The organism is Streptomyces sp. SBT349 (genome assembly GCF_001083795.1).
Classification (GTDB): domain Bacteria; phylum Actinomycetota; class Actinomycetes; order Streptomycetales; family Streptomycetaceae; genus Streptomyces.
The window spans coordinates 1-21888 of record NZ_LAVK01000103.1; the positions used below are offsets into that span (position 1 = coordinate 1).

Below are 21888 nucleotides of genomic sequence, written 5' to 3' on the forward strand. Positions count from 1 at the left end.
GCCCGGGGGCGGTCAGTCCATGTGCGGGTACCGGTGGTCCGTCGGGGGAACGAGTGTCTCCTTGATGACGCGCGGGGAGGCCCAGCGCAGCAGGTTGAACTTCGAGCCCGCCTTGTCGTTGGTGCCCGAGGCGCGGGCGCCGCCGAACGGCTGCTGGCCGACGACGGAGCCGGTCGGCTTGTCGTTGACGTAGAAGTTCCCCGCCGCGAAGCGGAGCCGCTCCCCCACCGCCGCCGCCACCGCGCGGTCCCTGGCGAAGACGGCGCCGGTCAGGGCGTAGGCCGCGGCGGACTCCATCTGGTCGAGCATGGCGTCGAAGGTGTCGTCCTCGTACACATGGACGGCGATGATCGGTCCGAAGTACTCGGTGGAGAAGACCTCGCTCTCCGGGTCCGAGCAGGTGAGGATCGTCGGCCGGACGAAGTACCCGACCGAGTCGTCGTACGTGCCGCCCGCGACGATCTCGCAGGCCGGGTCGGCCTTGGCGCGGTCGATCGCCGCCTTGCTCTTGGCGAAGGCGCGTTCGTCGATCACCGCGGCCATGAAGTGCGACAGGTCGGTGGGGTCGCCCATGGTCAGGCTCTCGGCCTCGGCCGCGACGGAGTCGCGCAGCCCGCCCTCCCACAGCGAACGCGGGATGTAGGCGCGGGAAGCGGCGGAGCACTTCTGGCCCTGGTACTCGAACGCGCCGCGGATGATCGCCGTCTTCACGGGCGCGGGGTCGGCGCTCGGGTGGACGACGATGAAGTCCTTGCCGCCGGTCTCGCCGACGATGCGCGGGTAGCCCCGGTAGCGCTCGATGTGGGCGCCGACCTGCTGCCACAGGTAGCGGAACGTCGTGGTGGAGCCCGTGAAGTGGATCCCGGCCAGGTCCGGGTGGGGCAGCGCGACCTCGGAGACCGCCTTGCCGTCGCCCGTCACCAGGTTGATGACGCCGTCGGGCAGGCCCGCCTCGTGGAGCAGCTCCATCAGCAGCACGGCCGAGTGGGTCTGGGTCGGCGACGGCTTCCAGACCACCACGTTGCCCATGAGGGCGGGCGCGGTCGGGAGGTTGCCCGCGATGGCGGTGAAGTTGAACGGGGTGATCGCGTAGACGAAGCCCTCCAGGGGCCGGAAGTCCATGCGGTTCCAGACGCCCTTGGGCTGAACGGGCGGCTGCTCGGCCAGGATCTGCCGGGCGAAGTGGACGTTGAACCGCCAGAAGTCGATCAGCTCGCAGGGCGCGTCGATCTCCGCCTGCTGCACCGTCTTGGACTGGCCGAGCATGGTGGAGGCGGCGATCGTCTCGCGCCAGGGCCCGGAGAGCAGCTCGGCGGCGCGCAGGAACACCGCCGCGCGGTCGTCGAACGGCAGCGCGCGCCACGCGGGGGCGGCGGCCAGCGCCGCGTCGATCGCGTCCCGCGCGTCCCGCGCGGTGGCGTTGCCATAGGTGCCCAGGCGCGCCTTGTGGCGGTGCGGCTGGACGACGTCGACACGCTCGCCGCCGCCCATGCGCCGCTGGCCGCCGATGGTCATGGGCAGGTCGACGGGGTTGCCGGCGAGTTCGGCGAGCTTGGCCTCCAGGCGGGCGCGCTCCGGCGAGCCGGGGGCGTAGGTGTACACCGGCTCGTTCACCGGCAGCGGAACCTCGGTCACGGCATCCATGCCGCGTCTCCTTCCAGGGAGGTCGGGAAAGGGTCGAGAGGAAATTTGGAAGTGGGGGGAAGCGGGGGAACGGGGGTGGCGGCGGTCAGCCGCGGCTGACGAGGGAACGCGCGAAGAAGGCCAGGTTGGCGGGGCGCTCGGCCAGGCGGCGCATGAAGTAGCCGTACCAGTCGGTGCCGTAGGGCACATAGACGCGCACCCGATGCCCGAGCCCGGCGAGCCGTTCCTGCTCCGCCTCGCGAATGCCATAGAGCATCTGGAACTCGTACGCGTCCGGCGTGCGCCCCAGGCGCGCGGCGAGTGACTGCGCCACCCTGATCAGCCGGGGGTCATGGGTGGCGATCATGGGGTGGCCGCTGCCCGCGAGCAGGATCCGCAGGCAGCGGACATAGGAGCGATCCACCTCGTGCTTGTCCTGGTGGGCGACCGAGGCGGGCTCGCGGTAGGCGCCCTTCACCAGGCGGACCCGGGAGCCCGTTCCGGCGAGGGCCAGGCAGTCCTTCTCGGTCCGGAAGAGGTAGGACTGGACGACGGCCCCGGTCCTGGGGAAGCGGCCGCGGAGGTCGGCGTGGATGGCCAGGGTCGAGTCGGCCGTCGTGTGGTCCTCCATGTCCAGGGTGACCGTCGTGCCCACGGCGGTCGCGGCCTCGACGACGTCCAGGACGTTCCGGTAGGCGATGTCGTGGCCGCCGGGGAGCGCCTGGCCGAACGCGGACAGCTTGACCGACACCTCGGCCCTGGCGCCGAGGTGCTCGGCGGCGAGCCGGTCGATCAGGGCCAGGTAGGCGTCCCTGCTGCGCAGGGCCTCGGCGCGGCCGGTGACGTCCTCACCGAGGTGGTCCAGGGTGACGTCGAGCCCGCGGTCCACCAGGGCGGTGGTCACGGCGACGGACTCGTCGAGCCGCTCACCGGCCACGAAGCGGTTCACCACCGAGCGGGTGACGGGGGCGGCGGAGACGAGGCGCCGGACGTTGTCGCTGCGCGCCGCCGCGAGGAGGACGGGTCCCAGCATGGGCACCTCCCTGTCCCTGAGAAGTGAGAACCGAAGTTACCCGAGAAGGTAAGGAACGCCCGGTTTGGCGGCCACGGACAGGTGTCAGGCTTCGGAGCCCGCGTTCTCAGACATCTGTATGAGAATGGGGTGGGGGCCGGGCCGGTGGACGAGGAGGTGGCGGCGGGAGTGCGCATGGGAACGAGGACGGAGTACCAGGAGCTCATCGACGAGGTCTGCGCGCTGCTCGGCACCCCGGCGACGCTGGAGGGGCGCGACTTCGGGCTGATCGCGTTCGGGGCGCACGACAGCGAGGACGACCGGGTCATGGACCCGGTGCGCACGCGGTCGATCCTGAACCGGCGCTCGACGCCCGCGGTGCGCGAGTGGTTCGAGAGCTTCGGCATCGCCACGGCGCGCGCGCCGGTGCGTATCCCGCCGGAGCCGACCGCGGGCGTGCTGACCGGCCGTATCTGCCTGCCGGTGCGGCACGGAGCGGTGGTGTACGGCTACATCTGGCTGCTGGACGACGGCGCGGTCACGCTGGACGACCCCCGGCTGGCCGCCGCCATGGCCACGGCCGAGCGGATCGGGACCCTGCTCGCCAAGGAGGCGCGGGCGGGGGCGCGCCTCGGCGAGCTGCTGCGGTCGGCGCTCACGGAGGGCGGCCCCGGCGCGACGGACGAGCTCGCGGCGGGCCTCGGCACCGGCGCGGAGGCGGCGTTGACCGTGGTGGCCGTGGCGCCGTGGCGGGCGGCGGACGACGTGCCGGCCGCCCCGCCGGGGGCGCTCGCCCTCTGCGCGGTGGGCGGGGACCCCGGCGCGCTGGCCGCGCTCGTGCGCCCCGGCGCCGCCATCGGAGTGGCCGAGCGGCTGCGCGGCCGGGGCACCGCCGGGGTCGGTGGCGCGCGCCGGGGCGTGCGGGAGCTGGCCGACGCATGGCGCGAGGCACTGGCCGCGGGGCGCGCGGCGCGGGCGGAGCGCCGGTTCGGTCCGGTCGCGCGGTGGGAGGACCTGGGACCCTTCCGCCTGCTGACCGCCCTGCCCGGCGGCGAGCCCGATCCGGCGGTGGGGCCCTTGCTCGGTCCCGAGCACCGTGAACTCGCCCGCACCGCCGAGGCGTTCCTCGACTTGGCGGGTCAGGCGACCCGCACGGCGGAGGCCCTGGGGATCCACCGCCAAACGCTCTACTACCGCCTGTCCCGCATCGAGCACCTCACGGGCCTCGACCTCGACGACGGCGAGGACCGCCTCCTCCTCCACATGTCGCTCAAGCGAGCCCGCCTGTAGCGCTTGCGGGGCCCGCTGACCGATGGCGGTGCGGCGGTCGCCGCGGAAGGCGGGCTCGGCGTACCAGGACTCCAACGCCTGGAAGACGGCCGCCAGTTGACGTTCGGAATCGTCTCCGGCCGTCGCGCACAGCCGAACGGTCCCGGCCGCGTCTGCCGTCGGCGGAGGGCCCCGGCGCGGGACCGACCCGCGTGCCGGCGTGATCCGATGAGCGACCCCGCGGCGGTTCGCCTTCCGACCCCGTCCCCGGCTGAAGGCTGCCCGGCCAACACCCCCCACACGCTCACTCGTTCGATGGACGTTCGTCCGCTCGATACAACCAACGGGCCGCGACGGGAGTCAAAGAGGGCGGGACCAACAAGAGGGGGAATCATGCGAAATGCACTCATCGTCCTGGGCGCGACCGCGCTGGCGGGGGTGGGGCTCGGAGCGGCTCCGGCCGCGGCGGCCACGACGGCCACCGTCTCCGCCGTGGGGAACACGGCCCGGTTCAGCGCGGGCGAGGGCGAGGTGAACGAGGTGGTCGTCACGGAGGTCGGCCCCCGCATCGACCAGTTGTACGTCTTCAACGACGTGGTGCCCGTCACCCCCGGCCAGAACTGCTTCCATCCGGACGAGGCCGATCTCACCGTGGTCGCCTGCCACATCGACGACATCGGCGACATCCCGTTCGTGTCCCTCGAACTGGGCGACGGGGACGACGATGTCGTGGTCCGCACCAGCGGCATCGGCGTGGTCTACGGGGGAGACGGCGACGACACCGTCCACGGGAACAACACCCTCCACGAGGTCTTTGGCGAGGACGGTGACGATTCCCTGTCCGCCGGACACGCCCAGCACGGCGGCCCGGGGAACGACACGATCCGCCCGAGTCCGGACGGCTGGGCCTACGGGGACGCGGGGCACGACACCCTCATAGGTCACCGTGCGGGCGAGACGCTGTACGGGGGCTCGGGGAACGACGTGATCCAGGGCCAGGACGGCGACGACCTGATCTTCGGGGAGAGCGGCGAGGACGAGATAGCCGGCGGCACGGGGAACGACGAGATCCACGGGGGTGATCACGCGGACATCATCTTCGGGAACAGCGGTGACGACGCGCTCTACGGCGACGGGGGTGTGGACGAGATATCCGGCGGCACCGGGAACAACGTGATCGTCCAGGACTGGGCTCCGGTACGCCGCGACGCCTGAGCCCGTTCGCCACCGCCTCGATCGGCCGGTCTCGCGGTCGCGACGCCGCCGGGCGGCGCGCACGTCCTCGGCGCGGGCCGCGACCCGGTCGATCAGGTGGTGGAGCGGCTCGGCCAGGTCCTGGCCGAGCCCGGTCGGCGCACAGCCGACCTCCGGCGGGACCGTCAACGGGCTCGTCGGCCTGTCAGACGCGCCCTGCCGGGGACTTACCCTGACCCGCGCGCTCGGGCGCCTGGCGCGGGGCGACACGAGCGACGTCGCACCCATGGCCCGGGCCGGTGACCGGGTGACCGAGGAGCCCGGCCCACGCCTGCCCCGGCTGCCCCTCGGCGGCGCGTGCGGAACTCCCAGCCCACCGAGGCTCCGGCCAGGACCCGCACGCGCGGGCCGCGGCCTCCGTTCCTCGACGGCCGCCAACTCGACGGCGCGGAGTCTGTCATGACCGTTTACTCCGCACCGGTGAGCCGCTATGTTCGGCAGGAACGGGAGCATGGGAGCGCTCCCACACACCCCCACAACCATTCCCGACGAAGGGAACGATCCCAGCATGCGCACCCCACGAACCGCGCGCATACGGATGCTGCTCGCCGCCGCCACGGCGGTCGGCGGCGTATTCGTCTGGGGCGCCCTCGCCTCCGCACAGGGAGCGACGGCGGCCGACCTGCCCGCCGACACGGTGTTCCACAACTACCCGCTCCAGGCCCACGAGTGGGTCGCCGAGAACCCCGACGACCCCAGGGCCGACGTCATCGCCGAGCGGATCACCAGCCAGCCGCAAGGCGTGTGGTTCTCCAGCTACCAGCCCTCGACCATCACCCAGGACGTCGCCGAGGTCACCTCGGCCGCCGCGGCGGCGGGCGAAGTCCCGGTCCTGGTCTCCTACATGATCCCCGACCGCGACTGCGGCGGCGCCTCCGCCGGTGGCGCCCCCGACCTGCCGAGCTACCTGAGCTGGAACCAGGGCTTCGCCGACGGCCTGGGCAGCGGCCCCGTCGTGGTCATCCTGGAGCCGGACGCGCTCGCCCTGTCCGACTGCCTGGAGGGTGCCGACCGCACCGCCAGGTTCGACGCGATCTCCGAGGCCGCCGCCACCCTGCATGCGGCCAACCCGGAGGCGAGGGTCTACTTCGACGTCGGGCACTCCGCCTGGCACGACCCGGCCGAGATCGCCGACGTGCTGGAGCAGGCGGGCATCCTGGAGAACGGTGACGGCATCTTCTCCAACGTCTCCAACTACCGCACCACCGACGACGAGGTCGCCTTCGCCGAGGCCGTGCTCAACGAGCTCGGCGCTCCCGAGGGCCTCGGCGCCGTGATCGACACCAGCCGCAACGGCAACGGCCCCGCCGGAGGCGAATGGTGCGACCCGCCCGGCCGGCTGGTCGGCGAGAACCCCACCGTCGCCACGGGAAGCGACCTGATCGACGCGTTCCTGTGGGTCAAGCCCCCGGGCGAACTGGACGGCTGCGACGGTCCCGCCGGTCAGTTCTCCCCGGACAAGGCGGTTGAGCTGGCAGGCGGCTGACGATCCCAGCACCGCGCACATGTCGGTGCGCCTGCCCGGACCGGTGCCGCCCCTGCCTTCCCAGGGCGGCACCGGTTTCGACCGCGCCGGGGCCGGGAGACGGGCGGAAGGCCGGACGCGGTGGGACGTTCAGTCGGCCAGGTTCACACCGCGGGCGGAGGTGGCCCCGACCTCGGCGGCGACCTCGGTGAGCACCGCGGCGGGGATGGTGCCGTCCACCGTGAGGGCGATCAGCGCCTCGCCACCCTCCTCGGCACGGGCGACCTGCATCCCCGCGATGTTGATGTCCGCCTCGCCGAGGATGCGGCCCAGGGTGCCGACCACGCCGGGCCGGTCGGCGTAGCGCAGGAACGCCATGTGGTCGGCGACGGCCAGGTCCAGGGTGTGCGGGCCGATGCCGACGATCTTCTGCTGGTACTTGGGCCCCGCCAGCGTGCCGGCCACGGAGACGACCTCGCCGCTGGTGAGCGTGCCGCGGACCGTGATCAGGTTCCGGTGGTCGGGCGACTCCGAGCTGGTGGTCAGCCGCACCTCGACGCCGCGCTCCTGCGCGAACAGCGGGGCGTTGACATAGGAGACCGTCTCGGCCACCACGTCCTCGAACACGCCCTTGAGCGCGGACAGTTCCAGCACCTTCACGTCGTGCTGGGTGATCTCGCCGCAGACCTCGACGTCGAGGCGCTGGGCGACCTCGCCCGCCAGCGCGGTGAAGATCCGGCCCAGCCGCTCGGCCAGCGGAAGACCCGGCCGCACGTCCTCGGCGATGACGCCGCCCTGGACGTTCACCGCGTCGGGCACCAGCTCTCCGGCCAGGGCGAGCCGCACCGACTTGGCCACCGAGACGCCCGCCTTCTCCTGCGCCTCGCCGGTCGAGGCGCCCAGGTGCGGGGTGCCCACCACCGTGTCGAACTCGAAGAGCGGCGAGTCGGTGCAGGGCTCGGACGCGTACACGTCGAGCCCGGCGCCGGCGACCCGGCCCTCCTTCAACGCGCTGAGCAGCGCCGCCTCGTCGACGATCCCGCCGCGCGCCGCGTTGACGATCCGGACGGTCGGCTTGACCTTGTGCAGCGCGTCGTCGCCGATGAGGCCCAGCGTCTCGGAGGTCCTGGGCAGGTGGACGGTGATGAAGTCCGCGACCGTGAGCAGTTCGTCCAGCGTGAGGAGCTTGACGCCCATCTGCGCCGCGCGCGCCGGCTGGACGTAGGGGTCGTACGCCACGACGTCCATGCCGAACGCCGCCATCCGCTGGGCGACCAGGACGCCGATGCGGCCCAGGCCCACGACGCCCAGGGTCTTCTCCGCCAGCTCCACGCCGGTGTACTTGCTGCGCTTCCACTCGCCGTTCTTCAGCGCGGCGTTGGCCTGCGGGATGTTCCTCGCGGTGGAGATGAGGAGACCGCAGGCCAGCTCGGCGGCCGTCACGATGTTCGACGTGGGAGCGTTGACCACCATCACGCCCGCCTTGGTGGCGGCGGGCACGTCGACGTTGTCCAGACCGACCCCGGCGCGGGCGACGACCTTCAGGCGGCGGGCGGCGGCGATGGCCTCCGAGTCGATCTTGGTGGCGCTGCGAATGAGGACCGCGTCCACATCGGCGATGGCGCTCAGCAGGTCGGCGCGGTCCGCGCCGTCGCAGTGCCGGATCTCGAAATCCGGCCCCAGGGCGTCGACGGTGGCGGGCGAAAGCTCTTCGGCGATCAGTACGACGGGCTTGCTCACTGGATCTCACTTGTCCTTTGCGGAAGGCCGCGTCCCGGCGGCCGACGGCGGGAGGGAGAGGGGCATCCGCGTGGAGACGCACGACGCTGTGAGCCTGTGACGCGCTTGTGCAGTGCAGTGTAGCCACGCGGCGACGGGCCCGGCAGGCGCCTGCCGGGCCACCGCTCGATCGAGCGAATCCCGCGGGCGAACAGGGGTTTCTCGGAAGTGGGGCGGAGGTTTCAGTCCTCTTCTTCGACCCAGCTCATGAGCTTCCGAAGGTCCCTGCCCGTGCTCTCCAGCAGCGAGTCACCGTCCTGCTTCTTGTACTCGTTGTACCGGGGGAGGCCCGCGTTGTACTCGTCCATCCAGTTCTTCGCGAAGCTGCCGTCCTGGATCTCGGCGAGGATCCGCTTCATCTCCGCCTTGGTCTCGTCGGTGATGATCCGCGGGCCGGAGACGTAGTCGCCCCACTCGGCGGTCTCGGACACCGACCAGCGCATCTTGGACAGGCCGCCCTCGTACATCAGGTCCACGATCAGCTTGAGCTCGTGGAGGCACTCGAAGTACGCGATCTCCGGCTGGTAACCGGCCTCAACCAGCGTCTCGAAGCCCGCCTTGACCAGCGCGGAGGTGCCGCCGCAGAGCACCACCTGCTCGCCGAAGAGGTCGGTCTCGGTCTCCTCGGTGAAGGTGGTCTTGATCACGCCGGCCCGGGTGCCGCCGATGGCCTTGGCGTAGGACAGGGCCAGGGGGAACGCGCCGCCGGTGGCGTCCTGTTCCACGGCCGCGATACACGGAACGCCGCGGCCCTCCTCGTACTGGCGGCGCACGAGGTGGCCGGGGCCCTTGGGGGCGACCATGCACACGTCCACGCCCGCGGGCGGCTCGATGAAGCCGAACCGGATGTTGAGGCCGTGGCCGAAGAAGATGGCGTCGCCCTGCTTGAGGTTGCCGCGGACGGACTCCTCGTACACGCGGCCCTGGATCGGGTCCGGGACCAGGATCATGATCACGTCGGCCTCGGCGGCGGCCTCCGCGGGGCTGGTGACCCGCAGGCCCTGCTCCTCCGCCTTCGCCCGCGACGTCGAGCCCTCGTGCAGGCCGACCCGGACGTCGACGCCCGAGTCACGCAGCGACAGCGCGTGGGCGTGGCCCTGGCTGCCGTACCCCAGGACCGCGACCTTGCGGCCCTGGATGATGGACAGGTCGGCGTCGTCGTCGTAGAACAGCTCGGCCACTTGCGTTTTCTCCTCTTGTCTCAGTGGTGCTCCCGATCGACCACGGTAGGCCGTGGCGCGGGAACGGCGGAAACGGTCTCGCTATGCGGTCCGTTCCAGGGCGCGCAGCGAGCGGTCCGTGATGGAGCGGGCGCCGCGTCCGATGGCGATGGCCCCGGACTGCACGAGCTCCTTGATGCCGAAGGGCTCCAGCATGCGGAGCATGGCCTCCAGCTTGTCGCTGCTGCCGGTGGCTTCGATGGTGACGGCCTCGGGTGCGACATCGACGGTCTTGGCGCGGAAGAGCTGGACGATCTCCACGATCTGCGACCTGGTGTCGTTGTCCGCGCGGACCTTCACCAGGACGAGCTCGCGGTGGATGGCCGCGGTCGGGTCGAGCTCGACGATCTTCAGCACGTTGACGAGCTTGTTGAGCTGCTTGGTGACCTGTTCGAGGGGGAGCGCCTCCACGTTGACCACGATGGTGATCCGGGAGACCTCGGGGTGCTCGGTGGTGCCGACGGCGAGCGAGTCGATGTTGAAGCCGCGGCGGGAGAAGAGCGAGGTGATCCGGGAGAGGACGCCGGGCTTGTTCTCCACCAGGACGGAGAGGGTGTGCTTGGACATGTCGGTTCGTTCCTCGGCGGGGGTCGTCGGTGGGTCAGTCGTCGGCGGCGTCGCTGAAGTCGGGGCGGACGCCGCGGGCCGCCATGACCTCGTCGTTGGAGGTGCCGGCCGCGACCATCGGCCAGACCATCGCGTCCTCGTGGACGATGAAGTCGACGACCACGGGGCGGTCGTTGATGGAGTTGGCCTTCTCGATGACCGCTTCCAGCTGGCCGGGGTCCTCGCAGCGGAGCCCGACGCAACCCATGGCGTCGGCCAGCTTGACGAAGTCGGGAACGCGGGTGCCGGTGCTGGTGGCCGAGGAGTCGCCGGCGGCGGAGCCGCTGTACGTGCCGGACGGGCCGTCGCGCAGCACGGTGTTGGAGTACCGCTGGTTGTAGAAGAGGGTCTGCCACTGGCGGACCATCCCCAGGGCGCCGTTGTTGATGACGGCGACCTTGATCGGGATGTTGTTCAGGGCGGCGGTGGCCAGCTCCTGGTTGGTCATCTGGAAGCAGCCGTCGCCGTCGATCGCCCACACGGTGGCGCCGGGGCGGCCCGCCTTGGCTCCCAGGGCGGCCGGGACGGCGTAGCCCATGGTGCCCAGGCCCCCCGAGTTGAGCCAGGTGCCCGGCTTCTCGAAGGAGAGGTAGTGGGCGGCCCACATCTGGTGCTGGCCGACGCCCGCGGTGTAGATGGTCCCCTCGGGGGCCAGTTGTCCGATGCGCTCGATGACCTGCTGCGGGGAGAGGCTGCCGTCCTCGGGCAGGTCGTAGCCCAGCGGATAGGTCTCGCGCCACCGGTTGAGCTGGGCCCACCATGCGGCGTAGCGGTCGGCGGCGACGCCGGGGGCGCCCTGCGCCTCGGAGCGCAGCGCGGCGGCGAGGTCGGCCATGACCTCCTTGACGTCGCCGACGATCGGGACGTCGGCGATGCGGTTCTTGCCGATCTCCGCGGGGTCGATGTCGGCGTGGACGATCTTGGCGTGCGGGGCGAACGAGTCGATCCTGCCGGTGACCCGGTCGTCGAAGCGGGCGCCGAGGGCGACGATCAGGTCGGCCTTCTGGAGGGCGGTGACGGCGGCGACCGAACCGTGCATGCCGGGCATGCCGAGGTGCTGGGGGTGGCTGTCGGGGAACGCGCCGAGCGCCATCAGCGTCGTGGTGACGGGCGCGCCGGTCAGCTCGGCGAGGGCGAGCAGTTCGGCCGAGGCCTGGGCCTTGACGATGCCGCCGCCGACATAGAGGACGGGGCGCCTGGCCTCGGAGATCAGCCGGGCGGCCTCGCGGATCTGCTTGGCGTGCGGGCGGCTGACCGGGCGGTACCCGGGGAGGTCGGGGGTGGGGGGCCAGCTGAACGTGGTCTGCCGCTGGAGGGCGTCCTTGGCGATGTCGACCAGGACCGGCCCGGGGCGGCCGGTGGAGGCGATGTGGAACGCCTCGGCGATGGTCCGCGGGATGTCGGCGGGGTCGGTCACCAGGAAGTTGTGCTTGGTGATCGGCAGGGTGATGCCGCAGATGTCGGCTTCCTGGAACGCGTCGGTACCGATGGTCTTGCTGGCGACCTGCCCGGTGATGGCGACCAGCGGCACCGAGTCCATGTGCGCGTCGGCGATGGGGGTGACCAGGTTGGTCGCACCGGGGCCCGAGGTGGCCATGCAGACGCCGACCTTGCCGGTGGCCTGGGCGTAGCCGGTCGCGGCGTGGCCCGCGCCCTGCTCGTGGCGGACGAGGATGTGGCGGACCGCGGTGGAGTCCATCATCGGGTCGTACGCCGGCAGGATCGCGCCGCCGGGGATGCCGAACACCGTGTCGGCGCCGACCGCCTCGAGGGAGCGGATGAGGGACTGGGCGCCCGTCAGGTGCGCGACGGCGGTGTGCTGCGGCGCTCCGCCTCGGGGGGCCCGGGGCTGCGGCTTCGGCGCCCCGGTGGCCTGCTCGGTCATCGTCGTTCTCTTCTCGGGGTGTGAGGGGGGTGCTGATGCGGGTGCTGAACTCTGTGGTGCGGGGGCACCTGGTCTTGTGCAACAAAAAACCCCTCGTGCCGTCACGGCATGCGAGGGGGAGCGCGCCACTGGGGGCCCACGGGTCGTCCCGGGGTCAGCCGACGCGCCGTCCACGTACGAGAATTCGGGTGCGCATGAAACAGACACTCCTCTTCTCTCCTGCCAGTGTCAAGCGAGCATGAAAGGCGTCTCACTATGTGGGCGCGATGGGTGAAGGGGTGGAATCGGCGGACGTCGGGGCGTCCCGGTCGGTCTTCCGCTGAGGCGGCCTGGCCTGGGCGGGGATGTGCTCCGGGTCGGGTGGTACGGGCAGCCGGCCCTCGTCGAGCACCCGGCGCAGCCGCCCCGTCTCCAGCGGTTCGCTGAAGGCGAGGCCCTGACCGCGGCGGCAGCCGAGGGTGCGCAGGGCGACAGCCAGCTCGGGCTGGTCCACCCCGCCGGCCAACGAGTCGATGCCCAGGTCGGAGGCCATCCGCAGGAGGCCGGCCGCGATCTTGCGCAGCGGCGGGTGGTCGAGAAGTCCGTCGACCAGTTCGCCGTCGAGGCGAACGAGGTCCACGGGGAGCCGGTGGAGCGCGGCGGCGGCGGTGCCCCCGCTGCCGAACCCGCCGAGTGCCACCCCGATGCCCAGCCGGCTGAGGTCGGTCAGGCGGTGGCGCAGCTCGGCGCTGGCGAGGAAGGACTCGGCCTCGGGGAGCTCGATCATCAGTGCCTCGGGGGGCAGGGAGTGGCGGCTGAGCAGGGCCTCGACGGCGCCCGCGCCCATGGCCCGGTCGGCGAGCCTGCCGCTGGGCACGCGGACGCTGACCGGGACGGTGAGTCCCTTGCGGTGCCGCCGCCCTGCCTCGGCGAGGGCCTGGTCGAGCAGCCACCCGGTGACCTCGGCGGCCCGCTCCTCCTCCGCGTCGGGCGCCGCGGCGGCGCTCGTCTCGCGCCGCCCGGTGCGCAGGATCTCCAGCGGGGTGGTCAGCAGCCCGTGCGCGGAACGCCAGCGGGCCTGCGCGGAGACGGCGGCCACCCGACCGTCGGCCAGCTCCACGACGGGCTGGTGCAGCAGCGCGAACTCCCCGGCGCGCAGCGCCCGGCCGAGGCGGTCGGCCAGCTCGGTGCGGCGCACGGCGTCGGCCTGGAGCTGGGGCGCGTACAGCTCGACGCGGCCCTTGCCCGACTGCTTGGCCCGGTACATCGCCAGGTCGGCCTTGCGCATCAGGCCGGCGGGGGTCGCCCCCTGCTCGGCGAAGGCGATGCCGATGCTGGCGGCCACGCGCACCCTGCGCCCGTCGATCGCGTAGGGGCGGCTGAGGGCGGCCCGCACCCGCTCGGCGATCTCCAGGATGCGGTACTCGCGGGGCCCCGGCTGCTCGCCGCCGGGGTCGCCGACGATCAGCGCGGCGAACTCGTCGCCGCCGAGCCTCGCGGTGGTGTCGCCGCTGCGCACGGACTCGCGCAGCCGCTGCGCGGCCTGGATCAGCAGCTCGTCGCCGGCCTGGTGCCCGACCGAGTCGTTGACCGCCTTGAAGCCGTCGAGGTCGATGAAGAAGACGGCGGCGTCCAGGCCGTCGCCGTGCCCGCCGGCGAGGGCCAGCCGCACGCGCTCGGTGAACAGGGCGCGGTTGGGCAGGTCGGTGAGGGCGTCGTGGGAGGCGCTGTGCTGGAGCTGCGCCTGGAGCTTGACCCGCTCGGTGACGTCGCGGGTGTTGAAGATGAGGCCGCCCTCGTGGCGCTTCACGCTGGACTCGACGTTCAGCCAGTGCCCGGCGCCGTGCCGCACCCGGCACTCGATCCTGGTGCCCTGCTCCCGGGCGGGCGGCACCGAGAGGAAGCGGCGCAGCTCGTGCAGGACGCGGCCGAGATCGTCGGGGTGGATCAGGGCGGACAGCTCGCTGCCGGTGAGCCGGTCGGCCTCCTGTCCGTAGACCCCGGTGGCGGCCGGGCTGACGTACCGCAGCCTGCCGCCGGGGGCGGCGATCATGATCACGTCGCTCGACCCCTGGACCAGAGACCTGAAGTAGTTCTCCTTGCGGGCCAGTTCGCGGGTCAGGGAGACGTTGTCCATGAGGGTGATGCCCTGGCGGACCAGCAGCCCGAGCACGACCGCGCAGGCGATGAAGACCACGACCCGGTCGACATGGTGCCCGTTGACTATGGTGAACAGGATGCTGAGCATGCAGACCGCGCCGGCCAGATAGGGCGTGAGCGCGGCGAGCGACCCGGCGAGGGGCCGCCTGGTGCCGGGGGCCTCGGGCCCCTCCGCGGCTCCGGGCCCGTCCGGCGGGGGCTCCTCCTCGTCGGCGTCCCTCCCTCTGGCCATCCAGGGCGCGCAGGCGAGCAGCAGGGATCCGGCGAACCAGCCCGCGTCCAGCAGCCTCCCGGAGCTGTACTGCTCGCGCAGCATGGGCGAGGTGAACAGCGCGTCGCACAGGACGGTCAGGGCGAGCGCGCCGATCGCCGCGTTGATCGCGGGGCGGTGGGCGGCGCTGCGCCGGAAGTGCAGGACCAGGATGATGCTGACGAGCGCGATGTCCAGCAGCGGATAGCTCACGGCCAGCGCGGCGCGGATCACCTCGCCGCCCTGGGCCTGGGCGGCCTGGGCCAGGGCGACGCTCCAGGAGAGCGTCATCAGCGAGCCGCCGATCAGCCACGCGTCCAGGGCCAGGCAGATCCAGCCCGCCCGCGTCACCGGCCGCTTGGCGAGCATCAGCAGGCCGACGATGGCCAGCGGCGCGAACAGCAGGAAGCAGACGTCGGCGGCGGAGACGCGGGGCACCTGCTCGCGCAGCACCACCTCGTACCAACCCCAGATCCCGTTCCCCAGGGCGACCATGACGGAGGACAGGCCGAACAGGGTCCACGCGGCGCGGAAGGCGCCCGCGCGCCGGCTCGCGTACCAGAGGCAGGAGCCGGCGGCCAGGAAGGCGGCGCCGCTGAGCCCGAAGTCGCCCATGACCTCGGCCAGATGGGGAGATCCCCACCCCAGGACGGCGCCGACCGCGTAGGCCGCGCACACGGCGGCGAACGCCAGCTGCGGAAACGGGCCGCTGAGCGGATGGGCCTGATGCCCTCCGGGAGAGGGCCCCTGGCCCCTTGAACGGTGCATGCGCCTGTCGCCCCCCTTCCGATCCGGGCTCACCCCGGAACGGACGATACACCAGACCGTCACTCAGCGACATACTCTTCTCACCGAAAGTAACGGTCTGGGGAGGGCCGAGCGCTCAGGAAGCGGGTGACATGCCTGCTGAGGCCACGATGTGCCGCAGGGGTTCGCCCACCGCGAAACGCCGCAACTGCGCCCGGAGCAGCCGCTCGGCCCGGGGCCTGAACGCCGTGGACGGGCCGCCGACGTGGGGCGTGATCAGCACGCCCGGCGCCCGCCACAGAGGGTGGCCCTCCGGGAGGGGCTCCGGGTCGGTCACGTCGAGGGCGGCCCGCAGCCGACCCGTCTCCACCTCCGCGACCAGTGCCTTGGTGTCGACGACCGCGCCGCGCGCCACGTTGACCAGCAGGGCGCCGTCGGGCAGCAGGGCGAGGAACTCCGCGTCGACCAGGCCCCTGGTCGCGTCGGTGAGGGGCGTGGCCACGATGACGACCTCGGCGCGCGGCAGCAGCGCGGGCAGCTCGTCGACGCCGTGCACCGGGCCGCGCTCCGTGGTCCTGGGACGGCTGGCGACGCGTATCACCTCGGCCACGTCGAAGGGCAGCAGCCGGTCCTCGACGGCGGATCCGATGCCGCCGTAGCCGACGATCAGCACGCGCCGGTCGGCGAGCGAGGGCTGCACGCTGGGCTCCCAGCGCGCCTCCGGCTGGGCGCGCACCGCGCCGGGGATGTCCCGCTGGGCGGCCAGGGTGAGCGCGAGGGCCAGCTCCGCGGTGCTGGTGTTGTGCAGCTCCCCCGCGTTGCACAGGACGGCGCCGGACGGCAGCCGGTCCACGGCGGGCAGCATGTGCTCGACGCCGGCGGTGAGGGTCTGGACCACGCGGAGGCGCGGCATGTGCTCCAGGGGGCGCAGGGCGAGGGCCGGGCCCTTCATATAGGGGACGACGTAGAAGACGCAGCGGGCCGGATCGGCGGGGAAGTCCTCTTCCCCGTCCCAGTGGCGGTAGTGCAGTGAATCGGGCAGGGGGGCGAGCTCGGCCGGCGGGAACGGCAGCCAGACTTCCGGTTCGGTCATGCCCGCCAGGCTAGCCCGGGGCCTTCAGGGCGCCGGGTGTCGGTGGCAGCCGTTACGTTGGACGCGAGCGCGGGAGGGATCTGCGGCAGGTGCGGTACAGGACATGGGGCGCCGGGACGCTCCGGGTGGGCGCCGTGGGGCTCGGCTGTGCCCCGATGAGCTGGGGATACGCGACGGACGGGCGGGACGGGGAGTCGGCGCTGCGCGCGGTGCACGCGGCGCTGGACGCGGGCTGCACGCTGCTCGACACCGCGGACATGTACGGCCCGTTCACCAATGAGCTGCTGGTGGGCCGGGTGCTGAAGGAGCGCCGCGACGACGTGTTCCTGGCGACCAAGTGCGGGCTGCTGGCCGGGGAGCAGCACATCGTGGCCAACGGGCGTCCCTCGTACGTGCGGCGGGCGTGCGACGCGTCGCTGCGCCGGCTGCGCACGGATGTGATCGACCTGTACCAGTTGCACCGGGCCGACCCGGAAGTTCCGGTCGAGGAGACGTGGGGCGCGATGGCGGAGCTGGTCGCCGCGGGGAAGGTGCGCGCGCTGGGGGTGTGCGCCGTCTCGGCGCGCGGCGGCCCCGGCGCCGCGGGCGCCCGCGGGTACGGCTCCGCGGTGCGGCTGCTGGCCAGGGTGCAGCAGGTGTTCCCGGTCACCGGGGTGCAGGCCGAGCTGTCGGTGTGGTCGGCCGAGGCGCTGGCGGAGCTGCTGCCGTGGTGCGCGGCGCGCGGCGTCGGTTTTCTCGCGGCCCTGCCGCTGGGCAGCGGGTTCCTGACCGGGACGCTGGTGCCGGGCGGCGGGTTCGAGCCGGACGACATCCGGGCCAGGCACCCGCGCTTCACGGCGGAGATGATGGCGGCGAACCAGCCGGTGGTCGCGGGGCTGCGCCGGGTCGCCGCTCGGCACGCGGGGGCGACTCCGGCCCAGGTGGCGCTGGCGTGGGCGCTCGCGCAGGGCCCGTTCGTGGTGCCGGTGCCCGGCACCAAGCGGGAGCGCTGGGCCCGGGAGAACGCGCTGGCCGCCGAGCTCGACCTGACCGCGGACGACCTGGCGGAGATCGCGGAGCTGCCGCCCGCGCGCGAGTCCTGGGCCTGAAGGTCTCTCCTCCCCGCCCGTGCGCCCGGGGCGTTCGCTGTGATGTGCTGGGGTCGGTCTTTCCGTGCTCCGAGCGCCGATGGGGAGGTCCCGATGACGGTGACGCGACGAGGACGCGCGCGTGGCTGGCCGGCCGCGGTCGCCGCGCTGGCCGTGCTGGCGGCCGGCTGCTCCTCCGAGGACGGCGGTGAGGAGGGTGAGGACGCCGCGGGGGCGGAGCGCTCCTCCCCGGCGGCGACCGCCGAGGAGAGCGGGGGGCCGGAGGAGAGCGAGGAGCCGGAGAGCCCGCCGCCCTCCCCCGCGCCCGCCGAGGGCGAGGCGGAGGTGGTCGAGACGGTCGCCGCCGGGCTGGACTCGCCCTGGGGCATCGTGGCGCTGCCCGACGGCGATCTGCTCGTCGGCTCGCGCGACGGCGGCACCGTCCACCAGGTGGCGGCCGGCTCGGGTGAGGTCACGGAGGCGGGCGAGGTGCCGGGTGTCCAGGACGAGCCGGGCGAGGGAGGGCTGCTCGGCCTGGTCCTCCACCCGGACTTCGCGTCGAACGGGCGGCTGTTCGCCTACTACACCTCCGCGTCCGACAACAGGATCACCGCGTTCACCTACGACGGCTCGGCACCCGAGGGCGAGCGGCTGACGCCGGGGGACGACCTGCTCACCGGCATCCCCAGGGGCGAGGCGATCCACAACGGCGGCCGGCTGGCGTTCGGCCCGGACGGGATGCTCTACGCCTCGACCGGTGACGCGGGCGACGGGCCGCTCGCGCAGGACGCGGGGTCGCTGGCGGGCAAGATCCTGCGGATCGAGCCGGAGACCGGCGAGCCCCCGGGGGACAACCCGGATCCCGGCTCGCTCGTCTACTCCCTCGGCCACCGCAATGTGCAGGGGCTGGCCTGGGACGCCGAAGGGCGCCTGTGGTCCGCCGAGTTCGGCAACGACGCGTGGGACGAGCTCAACCTGATCGAGCCCGGCGGGAACCACGGCTGGCCCGAGGTCGAGGGGACCGGCGGCGAGGAGCAGGGCTTCGTCGACCCGGTCGAGCAGTGGCGCCCGGCCGACGCCTCACCCAGTGGCCTGGCGTTCAGCCAGGGATCGCTGTGGATGGCCTCGCTGCGCGGCGAGCGGCTGTGGCGGATCCCGCTGGACGGGGTGGAGCCGGTGGCCGAGCCCCAGGCGTTCTTCGAGGGCGAGTACGGCAGGCTGCGGTCCCTGCTGGCCATCGGCGAGGACGAACTGCTCCTGGTGACCAACGAGACGGACACCCGCGGGACCCCCGGCGAGGTGGACGACCGCATCCTGCGGCTCCAGGTCTCCTAGGGCTGCCTCTGCCCCCGGGGCCCGGGACCCGGGTCAGCCGGCGGCGGCGCGGGGCGCGCCGACGATGCCGAGGCGGTGGGCGAGCGCGGCGGCCTCGCCCCGGCCCGACACCTCCAGCTTGGCCAGGATGTTCGACACGTGCACACTCGCCGTCTTCGGCGAGATGAACAGCTCCTCGGCTATCTGCCGGTTGCTCCGCCCCGCCGCCACCAGCGCCAGCACATCCCGCTCCCGCCGCGTCAGCCCGAACGACTCGTCCCGCGCGGCCTCCGCCGCCGGGGTCCTGCCCGGCGTCAGCGGCAGCCGGGCGCGCTGGGCCAGGCGCCGGGTCTCCTCCGTGAGCTTCCTGGCGCCCAGCGGCAGGGCCACCGCGTGCGCCGAGGCCAGCAGCTCCCCGGCCCGCTCGCGGTCGCCCTCGGCCACCAGCGCCTCGGCCCACCGCAGGTGGATCCTGGCCAGCTGGAACGGGCGGGTCAGCCCGTCGAACGCGGCGGCAGCGGCGGCCCAGTCGGCCGCCGTCGCGGTGCCGTCGGCCCGCCGCAGCTCGGCCTCCACCAGCACGCCGTGGGCCTCCCACACCGGGTACTGCCGCGGCAGCCCCGCGGCGAAATCCCGCAGCGCGGCGATGGCCTCGGCCTGCCCCGGCTCGGCCGCCGGAACCCCCCGCGCCTCCGACTCGGCCTGCGCCGCCGTGTCCAGCATCGGCCAGGTGTAGACGCCGGATCCCGGCGGGAGCCCGGCGGCCACGGCGTCGGCCAGCACCCGGCGGGCGTCCAGCACGGCGCCCCGCGCCGCGGCCAGCGCGATCCGGTACTGAGCCCGCGGGTGCGCGTACTGCGGCGCCGACCCGTCGTGCTCGCCATGGTGCTCGCGCATGACCGCCAGCTCCTGGTCCGCCGCCTCCAGGTCCCCGCGGACCAGCGCCAGCCGCAGAAGGCGCTGCGCGGCCAGCGCGACGGTGACCGGGTGCTGCGCGGTGCGCCTCGCCTCCAGGGCCGCCGCCTCGGAATCGGCCCAGCGACCCAGCGAGAACAGGGCGTCCGACCTGTTCCCCTGGATCCAGGACTGGCTGTCGCGCAGCCCGTACCGGCCGGCAAGCTCGATGCCCTCCTCGGCGACCGTGAGCGACTCCTCGGAGCGGCCCATGGATTCGAGGAGCGACTGAAGGTTCACATGGCTGCGGGTGAACACCGCGACCAGGTCGCACTCGGCGACCCGCTGGGCCACCGCCCGCATGTCGGCCAGTCCCTCGTCGCCCCGACCCGACTCGATGAGCAGCCCGCCCCTGCTGAGCAGGGCGTCCAGCTCGGCGTTCGTGTCGTCGACCTCGCGGGAGAGCTCCACCGCGCGGTCGGCCAGGGAGAGGCTGCCGGGCCCCGGGGCGAAGACCACGCCCCACGCCGCCGCCTCCGTCAGCACCCGGGCGTGGACGCGCGAGGGCGGGAAGCCGGTCAGGAGCTCCTGCGCGGTGCCCAGCTCGTCCCAGCCGCTCCCCCGGCCGAGCCAGCGCGTCAGCCGGGACTTCTCCGTCCAGAACCAGGCGGCCCGCAGGGGGTGGCCGAGGTCGTCCAGGATGCGCAGCGCCCGGTTCACCACGGAGATGCCGCGCTCGGGCTCGCCCGCGAACCGCGCCGCGAGCGTCATCCCGGCCAGCATGTCCAGGAAGCTCAGCGTGGGGTCGTCGCACGCGCACAGCGGGTAGGACTCCGCCTCCTCGGCGATCCGCAGGCCCCGCCGGACGTCGACCGGGGCGCTGTCCCACAGTTCGAGGCCCCGCTCCAGCAACTGGAGCTGCTCGGCGTAGGCGTGCCGGTCGCGGGCCCCGGTCGCCGCGGCGACCACGGCGGGCAGCGCCTTGGCGGCGTCGTGCGCGTGATACCAGTACGTGGCGAGGCGGGCGGGGCGCTCGTCGCACGGCACCAGCTCGGGCTCGGCCTCCAGCGCCTCGGCGTACCTGCGGCTGATCCGCGACCGCTCGCCCGGCAGCAGGTCGTCGTCCACGGCCTCGCGCACCAGCGCGTGCCGGAAGCGGTAGGCGCCGTCGTCGTCCGGGAGCAGGATGTTCGCCCCGACGGCGGCCCGCAGCGCCTCGATCAGGTCGTCCTCGCACAGGCCCGCGACGGCGCGCAGGAGGCCGTGCTCCACCCGCGACCCGCCCTCCGCGGCGATCCTCACCACGCGCTGCGCGGTCTCCGGCAGCGCCTCGACGCGCACCAGCAGCAGGTCGCGCACGGAGTCGCTGATCATGCCGGGTCGGGTGCCCGCTGAGACGCAGGCCAGCTCCTCGACGAAGAACGCGTTCCCGTCGGAGCGGCGGTAGACGTGGTCGAGCACCTCCTCGGGCGGCTCCGTGCCCCGGATCCCGGCGAGCTGGCCGCGCACCTCCTCCCGCGTGAACCGGTCGAGCTCCAGGCGCCGCACCGTGCGCAGCCGGTCCAGCTCGGCCAGGAACGGGCGCAGCGGGTGCCGCCGGTGGATGTCGTCGGACCGGTAGGTGGTGACGATGACCATCCGGCCGCGCTGGAGCGACCGGAAGAGATAGCCCAGCAGCTCCCTGCTGGAGCGGTCCGACCAGTGCAGGTCCTCGATGACCAGGGCCAGCAGGTGGTCCTGGGCGAGGGATTCGAGCAGCCGCGCGGTCAGCTCGAAGAGGCGTGCGCGCACCTCCACGTCCCGCGCCCCGCCCACCGGGCCGGGCGGCCCCAGCTCGGGGAGCAGCCGCGCCAGCTCGCCGCCGAATCCGGCCGCGGCTCGCGTCAGCTCCTCTCCGAGCCGGCGGTGCAGCGCCCGCAGCACGATGGAGATGGGCGCGAACGGCAGCCCGTCGGCGCCGGCCTCCACGCAGGCGCCCACGGCCGTCACCGCGCCGGCCTGCTCCGCCTCCTCGAGGAAACGCTCTATCAGCCGGGTCTTGCCGACCCCCGCCTCGCCGCCTATCAGCACGGCCTGGGGCTCACCCGCGTCGGCCGCGGTGAGCCCCTCGGTCAGCGCGACCCGCTCGGGGCCGCGACCGATGAAGACCGGACTGAGAGGTTTGCTCTGCATGTTCCGCAGCATGGCACACACCACTGACAACGCGTCCCGGGCGGCCATCAGGCCCCCGCACCCCCGCGCGACACCCGCCAGCGGCGGGAGACCGGGGCG

General features: G+C 73.2%; 14 protein-coding genes. 5 read left to right on the plus strand and 9 right to left on the minus strand.

Annotation, left to right across the window (positions count from 1 at the left end; all coding sequences use genetic code 11):
* Nucleotides 1–12: 12 nt before the first annotated feature.
* Together pruA and ADY01_RS15075 are read right to left on the minus strand one after the other, a co-directional pair.
* The gene (gene pruA, locus ADY01_RS15070; protein WP_049572394.1) at nt 13–1644 is read right to left on the minus strand and encodes an L-glutamate gamma-semialdehyde dehydrogenase; all 1632 of its coding nucleotides are present in this window, start codon (nt 1642–1644) and stop codon (nt 13–15) included.
* A gap of 85 nt (nt 1645–1729) precedes the next feature.
* On the minus strand, nt 1730–2656 hold the full coding sequence (locus ADY01_RS15075; protein WP_049572397.1) for a proline dehydrogenase family protein: 927 nt from the start codon (nt 2654–2656) through the stop codon (nt 1730–1732).
* Nucleotides 2657–2830: 174 nt separating this feature from the next.
* Between ADY01_RS15075 and ADY01_RS15080 the strand changes: the two genes are divergently transcribed.
* The 3 genes from ADY01_RS15080 (at nt 2831) to ADY01_RS15090 (ending at nt 6644) form a co-directional block, all read left to right on the plus strand.
* Nucleotides 2831–3925 carry a PucR family transcriptional regulator gene (locus ADY01_RS15080; RefSeq protein WP_049572433.1) on the plus strand — a complete coding sequence of 365 codons (1095 nt, stop codon included), beginning with the start codon at nt 2831–2833 and terminating at the stop codon, nt 3923–3925.
* Between the two features lie 372 nt (nt 3926–4297).
* Nucleotides 4298–5119 carry a calcium-binding protein gene (locus ADY01_RS15085; protein WP_049572401.1) on the plus strand — a complete coding sequence of 274 codons (822 nt, stop codon included), beginning with the start codon at nt 4298–4300 and terminating at the stop codon, nt 5117–5119.
* A 547-nt stretch (nt 5120–5666) separates the two neighbouring features.
* On the plus strand, nt 5667–6644 hold the full coding sequence (locus ADY01_RS15090) for a glycoside hydrolase family 6 protein (protein ID WP_049572405.1): 978 nt from the start codon (nt 5667–5669) through the stop codon (nt 6642–6644).
* Between the two features lie 129 nt (nt 6645–6773).
* Here ADY01_RS15090 and serA read toward each other — a convergent pair whose 3' ends face one another.
* From serA to ADY01_RS15120, 6 genes are all read right to left on the minus strand, one after another.
* A complete protein-coding gene (serA, locus tag ADY01_RS15095; protein WP_049572408.1) occupies nt 6774–8363 on the minus strand; it encodes a phosphoglycerate dehydrogenase in 1590 nt (529 codons plus the stop codon).
* A 221-nt stretch (nt 8364–8584) separates the two neighbouring features.
* Complete coding sequence (gene ilvC / locus ADY01_RS15100; protein WP_049572413.1) at nt 8585–9583, minus strand: ketol-acid reductoisomerase; 999 nt, start codon at nt 9581–9583, stop codon at nt 8585–8587.
* Nucleotides 9584–9664: 81 nt separating this feature from the next.
* Nucleotides 9665–10189, minus strand: a complete 525-nt coding sequence (gene ilvN, locus ADY01_RS15105; RefSeq protein WP_049572416.1) for an acetolactate synthase small subunit — start codon at nt 10187–10189, stop codon at nt 9665–9667.
* A gap of 34 nt (nt 10190–10223) precedes the next feature.
* On the minus strand, nt 10224–12113 hold the full coding sequence (locus ADY01_RS15110; RefSeq protein WP_049572420.1) for an acetolactate synthase large subunit: 1890 nt from the start codon (nt 12111–12113) through the stop codon (nt 10224–10226).
* A gap of 253 nt (nt 12114–12366) precedes the next feature.
* Nucleotides 12367–15270: a putative bifunctional diguanylate cyclase/phosphodiesterase gene (locus ADY01_RS15115; RefSeq protein WP_063784237.1), complete on the minus strand. Its 2904-nt coding sequence runs from the start codon at nt 15268–15270 to the stop codon at nt 12367–12369.
* A gap of 115 nt (nt 15271–15385) precedes the next feature.
* Nucleotides 15386–16342 (minus strand): 2-hydroxyacid dehydrogenase, encoded by a 957-nt coding sequence (locus ADY01_RS15120; protein ID WP_049572422.1) that lies wholly within the window; start codon nt 16340–16342, stop codon nt 15386–15388.
* Between the two features lie 89 nt (nt 16343–16431).
* Between ADY01_RS15120 and ADY01_RS15125 the strand changes: the two genes are divergently transcribed.
* Together ADY01_RS15125 and ADY01_RS15130 are read left to right on the plus strand one after the other, a co-directional pair.
* Nucleotides 16432–17430, plus strand: coding sequence for an aldo/keto reductase (locus ADY01_RS15125; protein WP_078900321.1), 999 nt, complete (start codon nt 16432–16434; stop codon nt 17428–17430).
* Between the two features lie 93 nt (nt 17431–17523).
* Entirely contained in the window at nt 17524–18744 is a 1221-nt protein-coding gene (locus tag ADY01_RS15130) for a PQQ-dependent sugar dehydrogenase (RefSeq protein WP_049572427.1), read from the plus strand.
* 33 nt (nt 18745–18777) lie between these two features.
* Here the strand turns inward: ADY01_RS15130 and ADY01_RS15135 are convergent, their stop codons facing one another.
* Nucleotides 18778–21789 carry a helix-turn-helix transcriptional regulator gene (locus tag ADY01_RS15135; RefSeq protein WP_234320239.1) on the minus strand — a complete coding sequence of 1004 codons (3012 nt, stop codon included), beginning with the start codon at nt 21787–21789 and terminating at the stop codon, nt 18778–18780.
* Nucleotides 21790–21888: the final 99 nt, after the last annotated feature.

Excerpts from the sequence above, each read along its gene's own strand:
- pruA (WP_049572394.1), bottom strand. The coding sequence starts at position 1,644 with ATGGATGCCGTGACCGAGGTTCCGCTGCCGGTGAACGAGCCGGTGTAC.
- ADY01_RS15075 (WP_049572397.1), bottom strand. The coding sequence starts at position 2,656 with ATGCTGGGACCCGTCCTCCTCGCGGCGGCGCGCAGCGACAACGTCCGG.
- ADY01_RS15080 (WP_049572433.1), top strand. The coding sequence starts at position 2,831 with ATGGGAACGAGGACGGAGTACCAGGAGCTCATCGACGAGGTCTGCGCG.
- ADY01_RS15085 (WP_049572401.1), top strand. The coding sequence starts at position 4,298 with ATGCGAAATGCACTCATCGTCCTGGGCGCGACCGCGCTGGCGGGGGTG.
- ADY01_RS15090 (WP_049572405.1), top strand. The coding sequence starts at position 5,667 with ATGCGCACCCCACGAACCGCGCGCATACGGATGCTGCTCGCCGCCGCC.
- ilvN (WP_049572416.1), bottom strand. The coding sequence starts at position 10,189 with ATGTCCAAGCACACCCTCTCCGTCCTGGTGGAGAACAAGCCCGGCGTC.
- ADY01_RS15110 (WP_049572420.1), bottom strand. The coding sequence starts at position 12,113 with ATGACCGAGCAGGCCACCGGGGCGCCGAAGCCGCAGCCCCGGGCCCCC.
- ADY01_RS15115 (WP_063784237.1), bottom strand. The coding sequence starts at position 15,270 with ATGCACCGTTCAAGGGGCCAGGGGCCCTCTCCCGGAGGGCATCAGGCC.
- ADY01_RS15120 (WP_049572422.1), bottom strand. The coding sequence starts at position 16,342 with ATGACCGAACCGGAAGTCTGGCTGCCGTTCCCGCCGGCCGAGCTCGCC.
- ADY01_RS15130 (WP_049572427.1), top strand. The coding sequence starts at position 17,524 with ATGACGGTGACGCGACGAGGACGCGCGCGTGGCTGGCCGGCCGCGGTC.
- ADY01_RS15135 (WP_234320239.1), bottom strand. The coding sequence starts at position 21,789 with ATGCAGAGCAAACCTCTCAGTCCGGTCTTCATCGGTCGCGGCCCCGAG.